Genomic DNA, 20,446 nt, shown 5'->3' on the forward strand with positions numbered 1-20,446 from the left:
GATTTTTTCAGTAACTCTCAGTTCTCAAACTTGAGTTTAGTGCTGTTTTCAGACACAAAAATTCACCGAAATTTGACCTTTTTGCCATACTTTATACCTCACTCTTGAGTAACAGTAATATTTATCGAAGATTCATCCTATTCCTAGGCTTTTACGTATAGACATCTCGGAAAAAGAATCTGAAACCCTTGTCCTGTCTAAGTGAAAACCTAATTTATGAAAATGTCTAGTAATTGTATTGAATAATCGAATGCAAGGTGCTTTTATAAGCACCTTGCATTATGCACCGTTTACTGATGGAAAAACATTAATTACAGCAGAATTCAAGTATTTGAACCACATCTGTCGTAGGGGCACAGCAATGCTGTAGCCTTACTGCGTGGTCTATTTACCTGAAAATAGCTGTAAGATTAAACAACCACAAAATTGTTGTTGGTTAGTGACAATCCAGCAGATAGTTGTGCAAATTTTACTTGAGTAAAGCCAGACGCACTGCCATCTCGGTCAAAGTACAGTCCACCTGTAATATTGTCATAAATAAATCGTTGATTGCTTGTTGTTGCAGATGTTCCGAGGGTAAACTGGCTTTTCTGAAGTGAACCTATTGATAACCCACCACCAAAACCAGCAGCCGATACCTGAATCAATTCATTAGTGGCCTTGAAGTCATAAAGACGATCAATCCCTTGATTGTAACTGTTGAAAGCAAAGGTATCAGTCCCAGCTCCTCCATAGAGGGTATCATTACCAGGACCACCTATGAGGATATCATTGCCATTGCCACCTGTGAGGATATCATTGCCATTGCCACCATCAAGGGTGTTATTACCAGTGGCGCCAGAGGCAAAGAGAGAATCATTGCCATCGCCACCAAAGAGTAGGTTATTGCCTGTTGAACCGCTAGCACTCAAGGTATCGTTACCTGCACCACCGTTGAGGGTGTTCTTGCCAGAGGAGCGGGAGTCGTATGTGGTAGAGACGTTGCGAGGGTCGTGTTCGTCTCCGGGAGTGTAGCTGTAGTAGCCAGAGATGGAGATATAATCATTGCCATCGCCACCATTGAGCAGGTTATTGCCTATTGAACCGCCAGCACTCAAGGTATCGTTACCAGCACCACCGTTGAGGGTATTATTGCCAGACGAGCGAGAGTCCTGGTAGTCGTAGTCATTTCCTTTGTAGTAGCCAGAGATGGAGATATAATCATTGCCATCGCCACCAAAGAGTAGGTTATTGCCTTTTGAACCGCTAGCACTCAAGTTATCATTACCTGCGCCACCGTTAAGGGTGTTATTGCCAGACGAGCGAGAGTCGTATTCGTCGACTGGGTATGTGAAGCTGTAGTAGCCAGAGACTGAGAGAGAATCATTGCCATCATCTCCAGAGAGCAGATTCTTGCCTGTTGAACTGTTAGCGCTCAAGTAATCGTCACCAATACCACCGTAGAGGGTATTATTGCCTGTACCACCAATAAGAGTATCATTCCCGGCACCACCTCGCAGCAAGTCATTGCCATTCTTACCATCGATTTTGTCTGCACCGTTACTACCCAGTAGGGTATCATTACCATTAGTGCCAACGATATTTGCCATAACTTTTACCTACCTAAATCAATTTTTTCAGTAACTTCATCAAGTTGCTGTTAGTGCTGTTTTATAGCACAAATAACCTGGGGAAAGTTAACATTTTCGGCATACTTTCATCTCAAAACTTTTCGCTCCGTCGGAAAATGTCTTTAATTTTGAATTGTTAAGTCCTCCTTGTGGACTATTGCCCGTGGGTGTTTAGCTGGAAAATAGGTAACATCTAAATAACCCCACAAGAATTAATTACATCCTAATTTACTTAGATGTCTATATTTGAAGAAACATCTTTGCATATTCTTCACATTATTTACTGATAAATGTATCTAAAAGTACTGCTCTTTGTATAATCTTCATATTTCTCTAGTTGAGAAGGAATAGAGAAAGCAGTAGGCAAATACTCCCAGGAGCGATAAAAATACATATTTTCCTTTTTGATGGCAGCGATGCCTGCGGTGGTAACAGAGGATCAAAATTACGAACGCAGATATGATTAGAGTGAGCCAAGAACACTTGTATTGATCAAACGAACCGCAGAGGCGCAGAGGCGCAGAGAAGCCTATGCATTGCGTATTTTCCCACGGCAGTCACTCATGAGGGAAACCCCCTGTTCCCGCGCTGCCTCCTTGTTGTAGCAACTGGCGCGACACGGAGAAATCAGAGTTTCAGAGATATTTTGCGTAAGTCCTATTAATCTTAATAATCCGATAACAGCCGACTCGTTTAATAGTTATTATGTACTATTTTTTCCGGTGTGACAGTTGAAGGTGCCGAATGTGAATTCTAGTTGACTCAGACCTGTCAAGCTACCGCATAACAATACTTGGTCGCTAACTCGTAAGTCCATGCCGCCATCAGGATAGCGGATAAACTTACCATCTCGCCGGATCGCCTGTACCTGTACTCCAAATTGTTTGCCGATATCTAAATCTCTTAGGGTTTTACCTAGCGTTGGCGCATCTGCATTAACTGTAATCCACTGGCAAGCACTATTTTCTCCGGGAACAGCAGCTTGTCCCTTGGCGAATTCTGCCAAAGCTGCTAGTTCTTCATCTGCTCCCACTACCAGCAAGCGATCGCCATCTTCCAATTTGGTTTGATTATTGGGATAATCGATTTCATCCCCGTTAAGGCGGCGAATTGCCATCAAACTCGCTCCTGTTAAGTAGCGCATATCTGCTTCTTCTATGCTCATCCCAATTAGGGGCGAAGCAGATGGTAAAGGATACCAGCGCTGATTTAAATCGCGGGTTGCTTGGCGCAAATCATGAGCAACTTCAGTGGCAGAACGCTCTGGCCGCAATTCTAAATAATGATCGTTGCGGATTTGCTGCATTTCGCGTTGGATGTCAGCTGGCGATAACAAGCCTAAGCCAGTTAATAAATAGGTTGCCATTTCTAAGCTAGCTTCAAACTCTGGTTGCACAACTTCTCTGGCTCCCAATTGATACAGCACCTCAATATTTTTATCCTGGGTAGCACGGACAACCAAATCTAATTCTGGGCGCAATTCCAAAGCGCGTTTTAAGCAAAGACGAGTACTCATGGGGTCTGGAAGTGCGATCGCCATTCCTTTGGCATGATTCACCCCGGCGGTTTCCAGAACGTGTAAACTCACGCAATTGCCATAGACATAAGATACCCCAGCTTCACGCAACTGCTGAATTCTACTTTCTGATTGGTCGATTACTACCACAGGTAGGTCGTGTTGCAGCAACAATTTCACCAAATTTTTGCCGACTCGCCCATAGCCGCAAACTACCACATGGTCTTTGAAGGGCAAATCTTCTGATACATCCCGCGCCTCTTGTTCTTCTAAATACGGTTTCAACCAGGGCATTGATTCGGCAAAGTTAAATAAAAATGGCACTAACCGCAGGACAAAAGGAGTAAGCATGAGTGTGACTGCGGTGGTTCCCAAAATTAATAAGTATATTTGTCGGGACACCAGCCCCAAAGACTGCCCTTCACTAGCGAGAACAAAGGAAAATTCCCCAATTTGCGCCAGTCCCAAACCGGCGATGATGGCTGTTTTCAAAGGGTAACGGAACAGTTTCACTAGGGGGGTGATAATCAAAAATTTACCGACGAAAACTAGTGCCACCAGCCCTAAAATCAATTCTAAGTTGTTCCACAAAAACACTGGGTCAATTAACATCCCAATGGCGGCAAAAAATAAACTAGCAAAGATATCTCGCAGTGGTTCCACATAAGTCAGGGTTTGATCGGCGTATTCCACCTCAGAAATCATCAAACCCGCGACAAATGCCCCCATTTCAATCGACAGTCCCAAATGCTCTGTCAGCAAGGCAATGCCCAAACAGAGAGCTACAACCCCTAATAAAAATAGTTCTTTGCTTTCGGTACTGGCTAACAGTCGCAACAAAGGCGGTATCAGCCAAATCCCCGCAGCTACTGCACCAGCAGCAAATAAACCAATCAAGGCTAGGGCTGTTAGCACAGCGATACCAATAGTTTCTGCTGGTTGATTGAGGGCTGGTAAGACTGCTAACATCAGTCCCAGTGCCAAGTCCTGTACTACCAAAATCCCCAGCATCACTTGCCCGTGAGGCGTTTCTGTTTCGTTGTCCTCCATCAAGCACTTAAGGACAACGGCTGTGGAAGACAAGGACAGAATACACCCCAAAAACATCCCCTTAGCAGGTAAAGTTCCCCAGGCTCCGGTTAAGCCGCATACCACAACTGTTACCAAAATCGTCAAAGCAATCTGAAGTCCACCTCCACCAAGAGCGATCGCTTTTACCTTCTTGAGTTCCGCAAAGGAAAATTCTACACCCAATGCGAATAACAAAAAGGCGACCCCGAACTGTGCCAGAGTCTCTACTTGAATAATTTCTTTAATCAGTCCCAGTCCGGCTGGCCCAATGATCATCCCACCAATCAGATATCCTAGCAGCACGGGTTGTCGCAAAAGTGCCGCCAACAGTCCGCCGCAGGCTGCAACGCCTAGAACTAAAACTAAATCAACAATTAACCTAAAATCTTCTTGCACCAGTTTTAAAAGAACTATTAAGACCTATTAATTCAGCATACAAAGTTTTTTGATCTCAAACTGCTTGTTTGGTGAAGGGGCGACAGAATTTGATTATAGCGGTTCTCGGCCTTTGTGAGGTCAAGAACCCCCTCCCCCTCCCCGCTCTTCGATAGGGGGCTATGATGTACACACGAGTTATCCGATTACCCAAAAGTCAAACCTCATCCTGTCCCAAGAAAGTCCTGAAAATGTTGGGTTGAGGAACGAAACCCAAGCTACACCAGAGTGATTTTAAAACCTCGTTTTCAGCCTCTGGCTGGAAATGCTGCTCGTTGCGGCTCTACCGCGAGTAAACCCAAATTACACTCTGACTTTTCACGGTATCTGGAAAACCTCACTTCTATTTCTCTCTCCTACAAGGAGAGAGACTTTGAATTTTCCCCCTTCCCGACACGGGAAGGGGGCTAGGGGGTTAGGTCTTTCGTGGGTTTTCCACATGACCTGAATTGTCAGACCTACACCAGAGTGATTTTAAAACCTCGTTTTCAGGCTCTGGCTGGAAATGCTGCTCGTTGCGGCTCTGCCGCGAGTAAGGGAGGCGGAGCCTCAAAATATGCATTTCCAGTCTCTGACTGGGAACGAGATAATCTCTAGAAGTTGTTTCTAGACTGGTTTTCAAAGACTCGTTAATGAGTATCAAAGGTGGATGAATGGAGCTAAAAGACTCGTTAATGAATATTAAAGGTGGATGCCCCATGCCCAATGCCGATTAAATTTTAGGTGAGCTAAGGGCATTCAGTAGTAGTAGTGACCACGGCATTTTAATATCGGGTATGAGCCATGAGTAGTTTCTCAGTACAGGAAATACAGTCGGCAGCACAAAACGCAGAGAACGTAGCGATGCGGGACGATCGCCATTTTCATCGACAATTCCATATTTCTTAGCTAGTTCGGCAACAATCTGCACACGTCCTGTACGGCGCATAATATTTGGCTCACAAGCAAGTGCAGCAATCACCCGTCCAGTTAATAAGGGAGTTTCCCAGTTGTAGCGATCGCCCAGAAATGAGTTATTCTTTTGGGTAGCATTGGTTTGATTCATCTCATCAGCAAAATGGGAAAAAAGCTCAGTACCAACAATACCTGGCCAAATTGAAACAGAAGCGACATTATGGGGTTTGAGTTCAACAGCCATATCAGCAGCTAGGCGATCGCAAGCTGCTTTACCAACACCGTATGCTGTATTAAAGATATAAGACATACTACCCCACGAGGAAATGGTGCAAATTAGTCCAGAGTTCCGCTTGGTCATCATTCGGGCAGCAAAAACACTCGCAATATAGTGGCTACGAAGACCAACGTTGTTGCTTGCATCCCAAAGACTTAGTTCAGAATCCCAAAAAGGTTGCCCATAGGCGTTTTTTACTGCCTGAACTCCTGAGTAAGCATTATTCACCAATAGGTCGAGTTGTCCATCTTGCTCATCTTGAATACGCTCAAACAGTAAACGCACTTGCTCATCGTCGCTGTGATCTACTTGGACGGGAATGCATATACCACCGACTTCCTCTATAACTGATTGGGTTTCACTAAGACTCCCTGAAACCGCATTACTGGAAGAGTTGTTGAGACTGCGGCCTGTGATATATACAGTTGCACCAGCTTCAGCCAAGCCAATAGCAATTCCTCTACCAATTCCCCGCGTAGCACCTGTTACCAATGCCACTCTACCTTCAAGGTGTTTGATCATAATTCGTAATTCGTAATTGAATAGGCAATACTGCTCGGTTAAGGAAATAAAGTAGGCTGAAACCCTTGAAAGATCGTTGTCTATAATCGCTACGAATTAATGAAATGCTGTACTTAGCGATCGCTCATACTAGATGGTAGACACCTTCGACCATAGGAGCCGTCTATCGTCTATTTAGTACAATAACCGATGAGTTCTGGTATAATTTCGATATCTAAACCTTGTCCATTTTGAAACCTATAGTTTTTCAGCAGAATGCTATGATTCGGTCGTAGCTGGAGTTATAAGCTTTATTTAATCACAAAAAACTCTGGTTTTCAAGGTAGACGCGGTTTCAGAAAAATTCTATATATTATGAAGTATGAGCGATGTTATTCAAGGTGATGCTTTTTTATTTGCAGGAGGCTATTCAGAAGCAGTTGATGCCTATGATAAAGCTATTCAAATCCAGCCCTCAAATTTTGAAGCTTGGATTGGAAAAGGCAAGGCATTAAGACAATTAAAAAAATATGAAGAGGCTCTAGACATTTATAATAAAGCGATTGAGATTCGGTCTGACGATGCGAATGCCTGGAATGGTAAGGGTAATACTCTTAATCAGTTAGAACGATATCAAGAAGCCTTAGATTGTTATGAGAAATCGATTCAGATTGATCCAAATTACTATGATCCCTGGGTTAATAGAATCTTCCCACTCGATATACTGGGGCGGCATGAAGAAGCTAAGGCTTCTATCAATAAAGCGATAGAACTTGCACCTGACAAGCCACAGGCTTACACAAATAAAGCGTTTCATTACGCGACACTAAAAAATGCAGATTTAGCAGTTGAAAATCTCCGAAAAGCTATAAGTTTAGACCCCTCAAGCGTAAGTCAAGATATGTTGTCCAGTCCTTTTTTAGATCAAATTCGAGATGATCAGGGGTTTAAACAATTAATTCAAGAGTATGCATAGTCCAATACGCTTGGGTTAAGGATAGTTGTAGGTTGGGTTGAACATTCGTGTTACCCAACAAACCACGAAAAATGTTGGGTTTCGTTCCTCAACCCAACCTACGCAGATTAAGGCTTTTGGTGCTAACTCAGATGTTAAGGCTATTTCCGCACAACTTATTTTCAGATAAATGGTCATGTTTGAACGATATGAAGACGAGGAACATAGTATATTTCATGGCGATGCCCTACATATTTTGTCTAGTGAGATTTCCTCTGAATCTGTAGATATTGTTTTTATCGATCCTCCCTACAACATAGGAAAACGGTTTTCAAATTTCTACGACAAATGGGAGTCTGAGGAGGAGTATGCGAATTGGGCATACAAATTGCTTGATGAATGTATTCGGATATTGAAGCCAAATGGAACCTTATATGTGATGACAAGCACTCAAGCGATGCCATACTTTGATATTTACTTAAGGCAGAAAATGGTAATTCTTAGCCGAATTGTCTGGCATTACGATAGTTCTGGAGTTCAAGCAACAAAATACTTCGGCTCAATGTATGAGCCAATACTTCACTGTGTTAAAGACAAAAGCAATTATATTTTCAACTCAAGTGATATTAAAATAGAAGCAAAAACAGGCGCACAGAGGAAGTTGATTGATTACAGAAAATCCGTTCCAAGCCTATACAATACACAAAAAGTACCTGGGAATGTATGGTACTTTCCTCGTGTAAGATATCAAATGGAAGAATATGAAAATCATCCCTCACAAAAACCCCAATCATTACTAGAGAGAATTATTCTTGCAAGTAGTCATCAGGGTAGTATTGTGCTTGATCCATTCGCAGGAACTTTTACATCTGCTGCTGTGGCCAAACGCTTAGGGCGGATTTCTATTAGCATAGAATCTCAAGAAGAATATCTGAAAATTGGTCTTAGACGTGTTCTAGGATGGCAAGAATACAAAGGAGAAAAGTTATTATCTCCGCAAAAGAACAATACTAGAAAAAATAAAAAGGAGTCAAAATTCAGAATTCAGAATTCAGAACACTCTACCCATAAAGGGATAGAGTTTTAATTAAGGAATAAGGTTGAAAATTTGTTTCGCCTACAATAGGCAAGGTTTTAAACCAATATTCATCACCCAGTCGTACAGAATTCATGCTGAATTCTGACTCCTGAGTTCTGAATTCTTCTTCATAAAAACTGCTAACACATCTCTACAGACTTTAGCGATATAGCCAAACACGCAAGAGTGAAAGCAATTGTTCGGTATCTACGGGTTTGGTGATGTAGTCTGATGCGCCTGCTTCAATACACTTCTCGCGATCGCCTTGCATGGCTTTAGCAGTCAGTGCAATAATCGGCAAGGATTTAAATTGCTCGTTTTGGCGGATTAAGCGTGTTGTTTCGTAACCATCCATTTCTGGCATCATTACGTCCATCAAAACGACATCAATATCTGGTGTAGTTTCCAACAGGGTAATCCCCTCTCTGCCATTTTCAGCATATAAAACCTGTATTTGATAACACTCCAACATACTGGTAAGGGCGAAGATATTACGCATATCGTCGTCTACTATTAGGGCTTTTTTGCCAGTGAGTAAGTAGTCTTGTGAATGCAGTTGTTCAAGTATTTCTCGTTTGGGTGCTGGTAAATTTGCTTGGACTCGGTGTAAAAATAATGCTGTTTCATCAAGAAGACGTTCGGGCGATCGCACATCTTTAATGATGATTGTTTCGGCAATCCGCCTGAGTTCGGTTTCTTGAGCTTTGCTAATTTCTCTACCGGTGTAGACAATAATTGGTAAAGTTTTGCCGTGAGGTAGAAGCTTTATCTGATCGATCAGTTCAAACCCAGTCATATCGGGTAGCCCTAAATCAAGAACGAGGCAATCAAAATGCTGGGCGCGAATAGCTTCTAGTGCTTCCGTACCCGTGCCCACAGCAGTGGTAAAAACATCGCTGTTGCCAATCAACTCGACAATACTCAGCCGTTGAGTATCATCGTCTTCGACTACTAACAAATTTTTCACCTGGCGCTCAACAAAACCTTTAATTTTGGTCAACGCCTCAGATATTGTCTCGCTGGTTAAGGGCTTTTGCAGATATGCGATCGCACCTAGTTGTAAACCGCGTTGTCTCCCTTCCTCAACTGTCATAATATGTACGGGAATGTGACGGGTATTTGGGTCATGTTTCAGACGATCCAATACCGTCCAACCATCCATTTCTGGCAACCTGATATCTAGCAAAATGGCTGAAGGCAAGAATTGCTGCGCTAGCATCAAACCTGTACTACCCGTTTGGGCAGTTATCACCTTGAATCCTTGCTGTTGCGCCATCTTTAGCAGGATACGCGCAAAATTAACGTCATCCTCAATAATTAGTAAGACGCGATCGCCTCTTTCAATAGTAGTGCGATCGTCATTTAGGAGTGGGGAGTGGAGATTTGGTAGAGACGCGATTAATCGCGTCTGTGGTTTTGATGTAGATTCAGGATTCAATTGGGGGAAGTAGAACGTAAAGGTGCTACCTTGACCAGGTTGACTGATTAATTTAATTTCGCCGCCAAAGAGACGGGCGATTTCGCGGCTAATTGATAAACCCAATCCGGTGCCGCCATATCTGCGACTGGTAGAGCCATCGGCTTGCTGAAATGCTTCAAAAATCACTTTCTGGTTTTCGGGGGCAATACCAATGCCTGTATCGCTGACTGAGAAGGCAATCACAAGCTGGGCGCGATTCAAGGTTTCCTGGTCGTTGCTCCACCCTTGCTTCGCCATCGCAATCCTTAAGCGTACCTCCCCTTGCTCTGTAAATTTAAAAGCGTTGGAGAGGAGATTTTTCAACACCTGTTGTAAGCGTTTGACATCTGTATATATAGTGAGTGGCAATTCGGGAGTAAATTCAATTGTGAAGGCAAGTCCTTTGCTCTGAGCGATTTCTCGAAAGGTGCGCTCAGTCTGCTCACCCAACTCTGTCAATGACATTTGGGTCATCTCAATTGACATAGTTCCCGATTCAATTTTAGCAAGATCCAGTATGTCATTGATTAACGTCAACAAATCAGTACCGGCTGAGTAAATTGTCTGGCTGTATTCGACTTGTTTTGCGGTGAGGTTGCGATCAATGTTATCTGTCAACAGCTTCGCCAAAATTAACAAGCTGTTTAGCGGTGTCCGCAGTTCATGGGACATATTGGCGAGAAATTCTGACTTGTATTTTGAGGAAAGGGCGAGTTGTTCAGCCTTGTCTTCTAAAGACAGTCTTGCTTGTTCAATTTCCCGATTTTTGCGCTCGACTTCTTTCTTCTGCATAGCTAACAACTCTGCCTTTTCTTCTAATTCGGCGTTGGTTTGTTGCAGTTCCTCTTGCTGTCCTTTGAGTAAGTCCTCGGAAGTTTTGAGTGATTGCGCTTGTTGTTCTAAACGCTTGTTGGTTTGGCGGAGTTCGCTTTGCTGGGTTTGGAGTTCTTCAGCCAAAGATTGCGACTGCTTGAGTAATTCTTCAGTTCGCATCGATGCTGCGATCGTGTTCAGGACGATCGCTATACTTTCGGTTAGTTGGTCGAAGAATGTCAGATGAATTTCGCTAAAGCGGCGGAAGGATGCTAATTCAATCACTGCTGTCACTTGTCCTTCAAAAAGTACAGGTAACACCACGGCATTAAGTGGAGTTGCTTCTCCTAAACCAGAGGCAATTCTGACATAATCACTTGGTACTTCCGTCAGTAAAATTCGCTCTTTTTCTAAAGCGCATTGTCCCACCAAGCCTTCACCCAATTGGAAGCGGTTAGCCAAATGTCTGCGTTCGCGGTAAGCGTAGCTACTAATTAGTTTTAAATATGGTGTATTTTCCCCATACTCCATCAGGAAGAATACGCCGTGTTGCACTCCTACCAAGGGTGCTAGTTCTGAGAGAATTAGTTTAGATACAGTTTCCAAGTCTCGCTGCCCTTGGAGCATTCGGGTAAACTTGGCTAAGTTAGTTTTCAACCAATCTTGTTCGGTGTTTTTCTGCGTTGTCTCTCGCAGATTGGCAATCATCTGGTTGATGTTGTCTTTAAGTATCGCTACTTCCCCTAGTGTTTCGACGGCAATTGAACGAGTTAAATCGCCCTTAGTTACAGCTGTAGCAACTTCTGCGATCGCTCGCAACTGAGTAGTAAGTGTAGCAGCGAGTTCGTTGACGTTATCTGTCAAATCTTTCCAAGTTCCAGCCGCCCCAGGTACTCTCGCTTGTCCGCCCAATTTACCTTCAATTCCCACTTCTCGCGCCACTGTGGTTACTTGATTGGCAAATGTCGCTAAAGTATCAATCATTTCGTTGATTGTCTCTGCCAAAGTTTCAATTTCTCCTTTGGCATCTAACATCAGTTTTCGTTTCAAGTCACCGTTAGCAACTGCTGTGACAACTCTGGCAATACCGCGCACTTGTGCCGTTAAGTTACCCGCCATCGAGTTAACATTATCTGTTAAATCTTTCCAAGTCCCTGCAACACCTTGAACTTGGGCTTGTCCACCCAACTTCCCTTCAGTTCCCACTTCCCGCGCTACCCGCGTTACTTCACTTGCAAAGGAACTGAGTTGATCTACCATCGTGTTGGTGGTATTCTTCAAGTCTAAAATTTCACCTTTGGCATCGACGGTAATTTTCTTGGATAAGTCGCCATTAGCTACCGCCTTGGTAACTTCGGCGATGTTGCGAACTTGTCCGGTGAGGTTCCCCGCCATCGAGTTAACGTTGTCCGTCAAATCTTTCCAAGTACCTGCAACTCCTCTGACGTAAGCTTGCACACCAAGTTTACCTTCCGTTCCTACCTCACGGGCAACCCTGGTAACTTCGGATGCAAAAGAATTAAGCTGATCCACCATTGTGTTAATGGTGTTCTTGAGTTCCTTAATTTCGCCTTTCACATCGACAGTGATTTTTTTGGATAAGTCGCCGTTTGCTACCGCCGTGGTAACTTCGGCAATGTTTCGCACCTGTGCCGTCAAACTTCCCGCCATGAAGTTTACACTGTCAGTTAAATCTTTCCAAGTACCTGCTACACCTTTAACTTCCGCTTGTACGCCCAACTTACCTTCAGTTCCCACTTCCCGCGCCACTCTTGTAACTTCACTTGCAAAGGAATTTAGTTGATCTACCATCGTGTTGACGGTATTTTTCAACTCTAAAATTTCACCTTTGACATCAACGGAGATTTTCTTAGATAAGTCGCCATTTGCTACGGCGGTGGTGACGGCGGCAATATTCCGTACCTGTGCCGTTAAGCTTCCCGCCATGAAGTTTACGCTATCAGTTAAATCTTTCCAAGTGCCAGCCACACCGCGCACATCTGCTTGCACACCTAGTTTACCCTCGCTTCCCACCTCACGCGCCACCCTTGTGACTTCCGATGCAAAAGAATTGAGTTGATCCACCATTATATTGATGGTATTCTTAAGTTCGAGAATTTCGCCTTTAACACCAACAGTAATTTTCTTAGAAAGATCACCATTTGCGATCGCAGTTGTAACTTCGGCGATGTTCCGCACCTGTGCCGTTAAACTTCCCGCCATGAAGTTCACGCTGTCGGTTAAATCTTTCCAAGTACCAGCAACGTCTTTTACTTCCGCTTGTACACCCAATTTACCTTCTGTACCGACTTCTCGCGCTACCCGCGTCACTTCACTTGCAAAGGAACTGAGTTGATCTACCATTGTGTTAATTGTGTTCTTCAACTCCAGAATTTCACCTTTAACATCGACGGTGATTTTCTTAGATAAGTCTCCTGTTGCAACGGCGGTTGTAACTTCGGCAATGTTCCGCACCTGTGCCGTTAAACTTCCCGCCATGAAATTTACGCTGTCAGTCAAATCTTTCCAAGTACCAGCGACACCGCGCACATCGGCTTGCACTCCCAGTTTACCTTCACTTCCCACTTCACGAGCAACCCTTGTGACTTCACTAGCAAAGGAACTGAGTTGATCCACCATTATATTGATGGTATTCTTGAGTTCGAGAATTTCACCTCTGACATCGACGGTGATTTTTTTAGATAGATCGCCATTTGCGATCGCAGTGGCAACTTCGGCAATATTTCGCACCTGTCCGGTGAGATTACCCGCCATTAAGTTCACGTTGTCAGTTAAATCTTTCCAAGTACCCGCCACACCTTGCACTTGGGCTTGTACGCCCAACTTCCCTTCGGTTCCCACTTCCCGCGCAACTCTTGTGACTTCCGATGCAAAAGAATTAAGTTGATCCACCATTGTATTGATGGTGTTTTTCAACTCCAGAATTTCGCCTTTCACATCCACAGTGATTTTTTTGGATAAGTCGCCATTCGCCACCGCCGTGGTAACTTCCGCAATATTCCGCACCTGTCCCGTCAAGCTTCCCGCCATGAAATTCACACTATCGGTGAGGTCTTTCCATGTTCCCGCTACTCCCCGGACATCTGCTTGACCGCCCAATTTTCCTTCTGCACCCACCTCACGCGCCACTCTTGTGACTTCCGATGCAAAGGAATTAAGTTGATCCACCATGATGTTGACGGTGTTTTTCAACTCTAAAATTTCGCCTTTGACATTAACAGTGATTTTCTTAGAAAGGTCGCCATTAGCTACCGCCGTTGTCACATCCGCAATGTTACGGACTTGGGCAGTCAAATTCCCTGCCATCAAATTAACGTTGTCTGTCAAATCCTTCCAAGTTCCTGCCACTCCTTTAACTTCTGCTTGTACGCCCAACTTCCCTTCAGTTCCGACTTCACGGGCAACTCTTGTGACTTCACTGGCAAAGGAATTAAGTTGATCCACCATTGTATTTACGGTGTTCTTTAGTTCCAGAATTTCGCCTTTCACATTAACGGTGATTTTTTTGGATAAGTCACCATTTGCGATCGCAGTGGCAACTTCGGCAATGTTGCGAACTTGTCCGGTGAGATTACCCGCCATCAAGTTAACGTTATCAGTCAAATCTTTCCAAGTGCCAGCCACACCTTGCACTTCGGCTTGCACGCCCAACTTCCCTTCAGTTCCCACCTCCCGCGCAACCCGCGTTACTTCCGATGCAAAAGAACCAAGCCGATCTACCATCGTGTTAACGATATTAGCAGTTTGGAGAAACTCACCTTGCAAGGGTCTGCCATCAATTTCTGTAGCGATCGTTTGGGATAAATCACCATTAGCTACCGCTCGAATTACACGAGTAGTTTCAGCTGTTGGTTGGACTAAATCTGTAATCAGAGTATTGACAGAAGTAACACAATTTGACCAAGAACCACGAACATCTCCCAGAGAGGCGCGATCGGCAATTTTGCCTTCTTTGCCGACAACATTACCAATTCGCTGTAGTTCCGCCGCCATCCGCTCATTTTGATCAATAATATCATTAAGCGTATCAGCTATTTTCCCCGCCACACCAGTATGGTCTATGGGCATCCGAGCCGAGAAGTCACCTTGTTTAACAGCATTCAGCGTTCTTAGTAGCTGATTTAAATCTAGATTGTCGCTGTCTCTAGTTAACTGTTCAGTTGCCATAGGTTTATTCTTAGGTTTATTCTTTAATAATTTTTTTGTATTTTTTCCACCCCGTACCTGTTTGGGGTACTTTGAGGTAATGCTTAACGCTTCTTGACCTTTGGGCAATGGTTGAGTGAATTTTAACCCTCATGCAGCTGCTGTTTAGATGGTAGTAGTGTAGAAATTTATTGACTTTGTTGTTTGGTTTGTTTTTGCGCTGGGTATTATTTTTCTACAAACTAGGTGATAGTGGAATTACTAATATTGACTGTTAGGCAGGTAGGCGTAATTAAATATAAGATCAAACCTCACCCTCAATCCCTCTCCAAAGTATCAGAGAGGGAAGCCGGAGGCAGGGTGAGGTTTTATATTTAATTTGACTCACTTACTTATTTATAGTTGCACCTATTTTAGCAACTAAAGGTTTAAATATATTATGGTAGCCTTTAAAAGAATTGAGTTCACCATTAATTAAGATTCTGATGTCAGTGTTATTTTTATTACCTTTCTTAATTTAATTTTCAACTCCAGAGTGTCGCTCTAGTTCAGAGTAATTTTGCTATTCGATAAACTCGAATGAGAGCATCAAAGGCTCATTAATGTATCTTAATTAGCTCCCTATCCCGCCCAGCACTCAAAGTACTGGGCTAATAGCCTAAGTCCACTCAAGTGGACTGCAATTAATCTCAAAAAATGGCTTAGTCCTCTTTAGAGGAGTTAAGCTTTTAGACTAAGATTTCAATCCCAGGCCGGTAATGCAGCCGATGCAAATTACCTAAATGACTCAAACCAACGCCAGACAAAAGCAACCATTCTGCTAAATCAAGGCTGACGATTCCACCGCAAGTATTCCAGATTTTCACCTCATGTGCGAAATGACCTAATAAGAACAAATGGGTACGCCGAAATAACAAATGGGTTCGCCGAAATAACAAATGGGTTCGCCGAAATAACAAATGGGTACGCCGAAATAACAAATGAGTTCGCCGAAATAACAAATGGGTACGCCGAAATAACAAATGGGTACGCCGAAATAACAAATGGGTACGCCGAAATAACAAATGGGTACGCCGAAATAACAAATGGGTACGCCGAAATAACAAATGAGTTCGCCGAAATAACAAATGGGTTCGCCGAAATAACAAATGGGTTCGCCGAAATAACAAATGGGTTGGCATAGCCCGCCGCAGGCATCGCCATGATAGTTTTTCCGACTTGTGTGTACACAGTAGCCGCTTGCGGGGAGGGGTGCAACGACTGTGGGAATCATAACTAATTATGTGCCTTGTAGGGGAGAGGAATGGAAGCGGGGTTTTCTAGATACCGTAAAAAGTAAAGCATTATGGCAACCTCTGAATAATCGCCTCCCAGGTTTTAGCATTTGTCCAATAAGCACCGTGGGAACGCGGAAAAGGTTGTTTGCTATCCACTCGCACATCCTGAACGCGATCGCGGAAAATATTTCTTTGGTGGTTGTTTGCGATCGCACCCCTCACGGCAACTTAATGCTGATGCCCACAGGTAACTAACTATACAACTTTGCCCCCAACAAGCATCCTGCGGCATCACAAAAAAGAATTTTGACAAATCAGCCTTAGGTACTTGGCGAAAAAGACTCAATTTGATATTGTTGATTAACATATCAAACTGATATATCAAAATGCTGAAGTTGGCAGTATTAGGTCTGTTACAGCGAGAGCCATTAAATGGTTATCGGCTCAAACAGCAACTAGAGATGTTTATGAGTTGCAGTATTTGTGTCAACTATGGTGCAATTTATCCTCTTCTGAAGCGGATGGAAGAACAAGGTGAAGTGATCCTATGTGGAGAACAGGGACAAGAAGCTGGGCAGTGTGGAAAGGTATATGAGATTACATTCCTCGGTAAAAAAACTTGGTATCAAGAGATGCTGGCATATCCTCATGAAAGTTGGGTGAATGCGCGATCGCGATTCTTAATCAAATTTTTTTTCTTTGATCATTTATTACCCGAAGAACGAGTGCAGTTAATTGAACATCGATTAATGTCATGTCGGTTACGCCTTGCAGAGAAAAAAGCACTTGAAATTACTGATGATTTATACCAAATGAAAGTGCAAAGGCGGGTAGTCGAAGTCATCAAATCAGAGATTGAGTGGCTAGTTGAGCAACTGCAAACAGAATAACTTCAATTAACTTAAACGCCAACTTCAGCAAAATAGCTTTAACCCAAAAAACTTTTGAAGTATCCTAACTAACTATGTGGATCGTCAAAATTGCATTACGTCTTCCGTATACATTCGCGATCGCAGCCTTAATGATTGTGATCCTGGGTGTAGTGACGATATTCAGTACACCAGTTGACATTTTTCCCGCAATCAACATTCCGGTTGTCAGCGTCGTTTGGACTTACACTGGTACCACATCTGAGGAAATGGCACAGCGAATCGTGACAATTAGCGAACGTGCCATGACAACAACTGTTGGTGACATCGAACACATTGAATCTCAATCTTTGAGTGGTGTTAGTGTCGTCAAGGTTTTCTTCCAACCCAACGCGAATATAGCCTCAGCAGTCGCTCAAATTACCTCTGTCAGCCAAACAATTCTCCGCCCTTTGCCACCTGGGATCACACCGCCATTCATCATTCAATACAACGCTTCTTCAGTGCCAATTATTCAGATGAGTGTCAGTAGCAAAACCTTGCCGGAACAAGCACTCAACGATTATGCTACCAACTTCGTCCGCACCCAATTAGCAACAGTGCAAGGGGCGAGTATACCTCTGCCCTATGGTGGTAAACCTCGGCAAATTATGGTTGATATCGATCCCCAAGCCATGTTGGCTAATGGCGTTTCTGCCCAAGATGTGACTAATGCTGTCAGTGCCCAAAATCTGGTCTTACCCGCAGGCGATATGAAGATCGGCGATCGCGACTTCGCCGTACAAATCAATAATAGTCCAGACGTGGTGACAGCCCTCAACGACTTACCGATTAAACAAGTTAATGGTACTGTTATCTACATTCGTGATGTCGCCCAGGTAAGAGATGGCTTTGGTGTGCAATCTAACATTGTCCGTCAGAATGGGAGACGCTCAAGCTTACTTAGTATCCTTAAAAGTGGCAACGCCTCGACTATTGATGTGATTGAGCGGGTAAAAAAAGCTTTGCCTCGCATCCAATCCACCTTGCCCCCAGAACTGAATTTAGCCTTTTTGTTCGATCAATCTATATTTGTGAAAGCTTCGATTCAAGGCGTTCTCAAAGAAGGATTGATTGCTGGGTGTCTCACTGCGCTGATGATTTTGATTTTCCTGGGAAGTTGGCGCAGCACTGTCATCGTCGCCGTATCGATTCCCCTGTCGATGCTGGTTTCGATTATTGTGATGAGTCGTTTGGGACAAACTTTCAACATTATGACTTTGGGTGGTTTGTCCTTAGCTGTTGGTATTCTTGTAGATGATGCCACAGTAGAAATTGAAAATATCCACCGAAATCTCGGACAAGGGAAACCAATCAAGCGAGCAATCTTAGATGGAGCGCAGCAAATCGCAACTCCAGCACTTGTAGCAACATTATGTATTTGTATTGTCTTTGTGCCCGTCGTGTTTTTAAGTGGAGTGGCAAAGTACCTATTTGTCCCGCTAGCGATGGCGGTAGTATTTGGTATGCTTGCTTCCTATGTGCTATCTCGGACTGTAGTACCGACGATGGCAAGCTATCTCCTACCATCGGAAGTAGACTGGCATAGAGAAAGCGAAGATCATAATAGTAACAATAACAACAACCATCATCTAGATTCGCCAGCCCAAAACAATAATGGTAACAATAACCATCATCTAGATTCGCCAGCCCAAAACAATAATGGTAACAATAACCATCATCTAGATTCGTCAATCCAAAACAATAATGGTAGCGACAATCATCACCAAACAGAAGAGGTAAAAACGAAAACTGCCAAATCTGTTAAGAAAGATTGGATATGGCGGCTACACGAAAAATTTAACCGACAATTTGAGAAACTTCGCAGTTGGTACTACGATGTTCTGACCTCAGCATTAAATCACCGCCGCATAGTCTTTGTGCTGTTTGGTGCTTTTATCGTCAGTGCAGGAGTTTTGTTACCATTCGTCGGTCAAGACTTTTTCCCTGAAGTCGATGGTGGTCAGTTTAGCCTCCATGTTCGAGCCTTACCTGGGACTCGTTTGGAAGAGACAGAAAAAATTGTCAGCCAAGTCGAAGGCGTTATCCGCCAGACTGTACCAAAGGACAATCTCTCTCTAATTCTGGATAACATCGGCTTACCCAACAGTGGCATTAACCTTACATACGGCTACAACGGTGCTACAATTGGGCCGGCTGATGCTGATATTCTTGTGTCGCTAAAAAAATCTGGTTCAACTTTTGCTTACGTCAAGCAACTCCGCCAAAAATTGAAAGGGACATTTCCCAACTACACCTTCTTTTTTGAGCCGGCTGATATTGTGACTCAAATTCTGAATTTCGGTTTGCCTGCTGCTGTTGACGTGCAAATATCTGGCCCTCTGAAAAACTCAAAGGGCAACTTTGAAATTGCCCAACAAATCGCAGCCCGGATGACGCGCATTCCTGGGGCTGTAGATGTACATCTCCAGCAAGTTGTCGATGCCCCAGAGTTACGTCTTAATGTAGATCGCACCGAGGCTCAACAATTCGGTATGACTCAGCGTGATGTTGCCAATAGCGTCCTCACTTCCTTAAGTTCAAGCGGTCAAGCCGCAATCAACCAATGGCTCGATCCCAAAAAAGGCGTGAGTTACACCCTGGCTGTACAAGTTCCCCAGTATAAAATTGACTCTATTGACAGCCTGAAAAATACGCCAGTTGGCAACGGTCAAACTGCACCCCAACTTTTAGGTAATTTGGCTAGTGTCAAACGCGACACAGTGATGCAAGTTGTCAATCACTACAACATTCAGCCAGTTTTCGATATCTACGCTAACTCCTCTGGTCGTGACCTTGGGGGAGTTGCCCGCGATGTAAATCGAATCATCGCTGATTATCAGAAAAAATTGCCTCCCGGTAGTCTGATTAATGTCCGTGGGCAAGTGCAAACGATGAACTCTTCGTTTTTGGGACTTGGTTTCGGACTTGTGTTTGCAATTGTGCTGGTTTACTGCTTAATGGTGGTAAACTTCCAATCTTGGCTCGATCCCCTGATTATTATGATGGCACTGCCGAGTGCTTTAGCTGGTATTGTTTGGATGCTGTTTGTCACCCGCACCACTTTCAGCGTTCCTTCATTAATGGGTGCAATTATGAGTATAGGTGTGGCGACATCAAACAGTATTTTAATGATCACTTTTGCTAATGAGCAACGTCAGGAAGGGCAAAAAGCCTATGGTGCAGCCCTAGCGGCCGGCTATACAAGGTTGCGTCCTGTGTTGATGACTGCCTTAGCCATGCTGATCGGGATGGTGCCAATGTCTCTCGGTCTTGGTGAAGGTGGTGAGCAAAATGCACCCTTGGGTCGCGCTGTAATTGGCGGCTTGTCAGCTGCAACAGTTGCTACACTCATCTTTGTACCTGTTGTATACAGCATTATGCGGCGTCAACAACCTCGTCCGATTGATCAGGATGATGACGATTTAAATTTCTCAGATCCAGAGACAGCATACTCGTTGTCATCATCTCAAGGCAAGTCATGA

At 43.8% G+C, this 20,446-nt stretch carries 10 protein-coding genes; 5 read left to right on the plus strand and 5 right to left on the minus strand.

What is annotated here, in order from left to right:
• Positions 1–410: 410 nt before the first annotated feature.
• The 3 genes from V7K31_RS29045 to V7K31_RS29055 all read right to left on the minus strand — a co-directional run bounded on the left by V7K31_RS29045 (position 411) and on the right by V7K31_RS29055 (position 6,322).
• Positions 411–1,589 (minus strand): calcium-binding protein, encoded by a 1,179-nt coding sequence (locus tag V7K31_RS29045; RefSeq protein ID WP_335099458.1) that lies wholly within the window; start codon positions 1,587–1,589, stop codon positions 411–413.
• 724 nt (positions 1,590–2,313) lie between these two features.
• Positions 2,314–4,593 carry a cation:proton antiporter domain-containing protein gene (locus tag V7K31_RS29050; protein WP_335099460.1) on the minus strand — a complete coding sequence of 760 codons (2,280 nt, stop codon included), beginning with the start codon at positions 4,591–4,593 and terminating at the stop codon, positions 2,314–2,316.
• Positions 4,594–5,344: 751 nt separating this feature from the next.
• The gene (locus V7K31_RS29055; protein WP_335099758.1) at positions 5,345–6,322 is read right to left on the minus strand and encodes an SDR family NAD(P)-dependent oxidoreductase; all 978 of its coding nucleotides are present in this window, start codon (positions 6,320–6,322) and stop codon (positions 5,345–5,347) included.
• A gap of 364 nt (positions 6,323–6,686) precedes the next feature.
• Here V7K31_RS29055 and V7K31_RS29060 point away from each other — a divergent pair, with 364 nt between their 5' ends.
• On the plus strand, positions 6,687–7,280 hold the full coding sequence (locus V7K31_RS29060) for a tetratricopeptide repeat protein (protein WP_335099462.1): 594 nt from the start codon (positions 6,687–6,689) through the stop codon (positions 7,278–7,280).
• 175 nt (positions 7,281–7,455) lie between these two features.
• Entirely contained in the window at positions 7,456–8,346 is an 891-nt protein-coding gene (yhdJ, locus tag V7K31_RS29065) for an adenine-specific DNA-methyltransferase (protein WP_335099465.1), read from the plus strand.
• A 151-nt stretch (positions 8,347–8,497) separates the two neighbouring features.
• Here yhdJ and V7K31_RS29070 read toward each other — a convergent pair whose 3' ends face one another.
• Positions 8,498–14,797: a HAMP domain-containing protein gene (locus tag V7K31_RS29070; RefSeq protein ID WP_335099468.1), complete on the minus strand. Its 6,300-nt coding sequence runs from the start codon at positions 14,795–14,797 to the stop codon at positions 8,498–8,500.
• Between the two features lie 707 nt (positions 14,798–15,504).
• Positions 15,505–15,957 carry a hypothetical protein gene (locus V7K31_RS29075; RefSeq protein WP_335099471.1) on the minus strand — a complete coding sequence of 151 codons (453 nt, stop codon included), beginning with the start codon at positions 15,955–15,957 and terminating at the stop codon, positions 15,505–15,507.
• Between the two features lie 81 nt (positions 15,958–16,038).
• Here V7K31_RS29075 and V7K31_RS29080 point away from each other — a divergent pair, with 81 nt between their 5' ends.
• From V7K31_RS29080 to V7K31_RS29090, 3 genes are all read left to right on the plus strand, one after another.
• Positions 16,039–16,308, plus strand: a complete 270-nt coding sequence (locus V7K31_RS29080; protein ID WP_335099473.1) for a hypothetical protein — start codon at positions 16,039–16,041, stop codon at positions 16,306–16,308.
• 131 nt (positions 16,309–16,439) lie between these two features.
• Positions 16,440–16,943 (plus strand): helix-turn-helix transcriptional regulator, encoded by a 504-nt coding sequence (locus tag V7K31_RS29085; RefSeq protein ID WP_335099476.1) that lies wholly within the window; start codon positions 16,440–16,442, stop codon positions 16,941–16,943.
• Positions 16,944–17,017: 74 nt separating this feature from the next.
• The gene (locus V7K31_RS29090; protein WP_335099479.1) at positions 17,018–20,446 is read left to right on the plus strand and encodes an efflux RND transporter permease subunit; all 3,429 of its coding nucleotides are present in this window, start codon (positions 17,018–17,020) and stop codon (positions 20,444–20,446) included.

The organism is Nostoc sp. (genome assembly GCF_036917675.1).
Classification (GTDB): domain Bacteria; phylum Cyanobacteriota; class Cyanobacteriia; order Cyanobacteriales; family Nostocaceae; genus Nostoc.